The sequence below is a fragment of the Candidatus Magnetaquicoccus inordinatus genome (assembly GCF_004217665.1).
Classification (GTDB): domain Bacteria; phylum Pseudomonadota; class Magnetococcia; order Magnetococcales; family Magnetaquicoccaceae; genus Magnetaquicoccus; species Magnetaquicoccus inordinatus.
The window spans coordinates 1-2710 of record NZ_RXIU01000326.1 but is presented as its reverse complement, the minus strand read 5'-3'; the positions used below and the strand labels follow the sequence as shown (position 1 = coordinate 2710).

The window sequence follows — 2710 nt, the reverse complement described above, 5'->3', positions numbered from 1 at the left end:
ATTGCGCGAATGCGCGTCCGGGAAACCGGTGTCAGGCCAAGAGCAGACGCCGATCGAATGGTAAGAGCGAACATCCGGCTGAACATCTTCACGCTCGGATTCTCAACCTTGTTACCATCCTTGTCTGCAACAATATCTCCTTCTTGAAATACTCGCGCTGCAGCTCTCTCAGCGATGCAGGTAGCCACACAGTGCCCCTGCAGCAAGTCGGCGTCCATCGCCTTGAACATGCCTTCTGGCGAATCGGCCAAAATCTGATCCCACCAACTCCTGACCGCTTTCACCTTGGCAACAAGTATCGGCTGTGGGATCTCGTCAATATTCTGATTCGGAACAGGCTCGGCATGGTTGGTGCGACCCGCCCGCCGTACCGCTGCGTTGCCAGAGCCGAACCAATACTGTCTGCCGCCATCTCTATCGGAGACAGACCACGATATCCGTCCGACGAAAGTCCTCGTAAATGCCAAATTTGATCCCGGTGGACAATGACCTGTTCGCCGTTTGGCATCGATACGCGATACCGATATCCGCCAGACTCGATCACCTCCAACCGTACTCTGTCAGGATGCAGCGGGATCATCGCCACAACATTGCCGCGATAATCCGTATCTAGGAAGGCGTAGGCATTCCCTCGCAAGACTAGGTGCCCCATCAACATCTCGCGGAACTCAAACGGTGTCTGCCAGTCGTTTGGTCGCCGAGACAGCACTTGGTACACCCAGTGATCTGTTACCAAATCGAATCCACGATCTGGCCGACGTTTCTTTAAGACCAACGGCATGCTGGCCATCGTTTCCGCCAGGATCCGCACGCAGGCGAAAACGGCAGAGAGCTGCATGGAGGATTCAGCCGTAACCGGCACTCCGCTGATGGATCGGAAAAACGTCGGCAAGTACCAAAAATCACTCAATGGAGACTGGTTGCCAATTGATGCCGAAAAGAACGATCTCACTTTGTCTGCAATCCACATAGGTCAATCGCCTCAGCAAACCATCAGTTGCCAATTCGGATCCAGTTCGTTCGACTCTTCCACAAGAATCGCTCTGGACAGTGCCATGATCAGCGCGACAATTCCGTCGATCTTGTTTTCTGGCCGCTCTTTTCTGGGAAAAATGTTGTCTTTTACATCACGATGTGCCACCACATTGGAGGCCATCCATGACAGTACCGGGCACCCATCGTGCGCCAACTTCTTTTCCAGAACCAACGCCTCCAGTTGCTTCATTGGTTCGGAAAAATTGCGCACCGTCGCACCAACCTCAAGCATCGGCATCCCTTCTGCCATCATCTCTTGCGACAATTGAGTTGCCTGGAATGGATCAAACGCCACTGCCCGCACGTCAAATTTATCCCTCACATCCAGCAGGTCAGCCTTGATCCAACCGAAATCAAGCACATTCCCTGGTGTTACAGTTATGCGCCCCATCCGCCTCCAGCCTTCATACTGGGCATTGCCTGATTGATCAACCGCAGCATCTGGAAGATAGAACTTCATGAACACAGCAAACCGGCCTTCCCCGCGAGAGAAGACCAAAGCCATGGCGGCCACATCGATCTTGCTCGCCAGATCAAGGCCTATCCAGCAGGGCATGCCAGAAAATTCCTCAATCTTGAGCTCTGTTTCTGCACATTTGTCCCATGCCCGCATATCCATCCATGATACATCAGCAGATACCCACTCATTCAGATGTTTGGTCAGGAAATTGTTCACCGCAGATGGCGTCCGCATCGCCTTCTTCTGCAGCGCCGTCACCACCTCTGGCCGAACAGACACCCCCCAGTTTGGGTTTGCTTTTTTCAGTGCCGCGACCTTGGTCCAATCGTCGCCTTCATCCAGACCGTAGATAATCCCAAACTGGGTATCGTCAACAAATTTCCCGGCCAATACCTTGATAACGTAGTTGCGCAACTCGTAGCAAATACCGGATCGATTGCTTCCTGCTGTTGTGATCACCCACAACAGCGAGTTGTCACGTTTCCCTGTTCCAGTCTCGACAACATCGTATACCACCCGCGTCTTGTGCGCGTGCAGCTCGTCGATGCAGCCAAAATGAATGTTCAGACCATCAAGCGAGTAGCCCTGGGAAGACAACGCTCGGAACGTTGCGTTCATTGCCAGACTGAAAATGGCGTTTGCCCCCACCTCAGCACCAAAACTCTGCATCAGAGTTCTGGATCTCCTGGCCATGGCCTGCGCATCGCTAAACACGATCTTTGCCTGGTCTCTGGTGGTGGCCAGCGAGTACACCTCAGCACCAAACTCTCCATCAGCCAGCAGCATGTACAGGGCCACAGCAGACGACAGTGTCGATTTGGCGTTACCCCTTGGAACTTCGATATAAACCCTTCGGAACCTTCTGGTCTGATCTTTCCGGTTTACCCAACCAAAAATAACCATGAGCGCAAACACCTGCCACGCTCCCAGCTTGATCAGTTTTCCAGCCAGTGGCCCCTTGATGTGCGGCAAGCACTCGATAAATCTACACGCCGCATCCCCAGGCCGAATTTCAACCCCTCCAAGCCCCTGCATCGGTGGGTTGAATTCATATTTCGAGGTTGGAGATGAGAACTTTTCCAGATCGCTTAAGTGCCTGGAGCACGCATTCTGGACGTTCCGGCAGGCTGTGATTTTCCCAGAGACAACTGCCTGGGCATACCGCAGAGCAACGCCCGCATAGTAAGATCGGGCCGCCACTCATCCCTCCGATTA

Annotated in this window: 3 protein-coding genes; all 3 read right to left on the bottom strand. The window is 53.3% G+C overall.

Annotated elements, in window-relative coordinates:
* A partial coding sequence (locus tag EJP87_RS15240; protein WP_130472715.1) for a P27 family phage terminase small subunit occupies positions 1-251 on the bottom strand: 251 nt, incomplete at its 3' end.
* Positions 252-280: 29 nt separating this feature from the next.
* On the bottom strand, positions 281-970 hold the full coding sequence (locus tag EJP87_RS15235; RefSeq protein ID WP_130472714.1) for a phage portal protein: 690 nt from the start codon (positions 968-970) through the stop codon (positions 281-283).
* 12 nt (positions 971-982) lie between these two features.
* On the bottom strand, positions 983-2695 hold the full coding sequence (locus tag EJP87_RS15230) for a terminase large subunit (RefSeq protein ID WP_130472713.1): 1713 nt from the start codon (positions 2693-2695) through the stop codon (positions 983-985).
* Positions 2696-2710 lie beyond the last annotated feature (15 nt).

Excerpts from the sequence above, each read along its gene's own strand:
- EJP87_RS15235 (WP_130472714.1), bottom strand. The coding sequence starts at position 970 with ATGTGGATTGCAGACAAAGTGAGATCGTTCTTTTCGGCATCAATTGGC.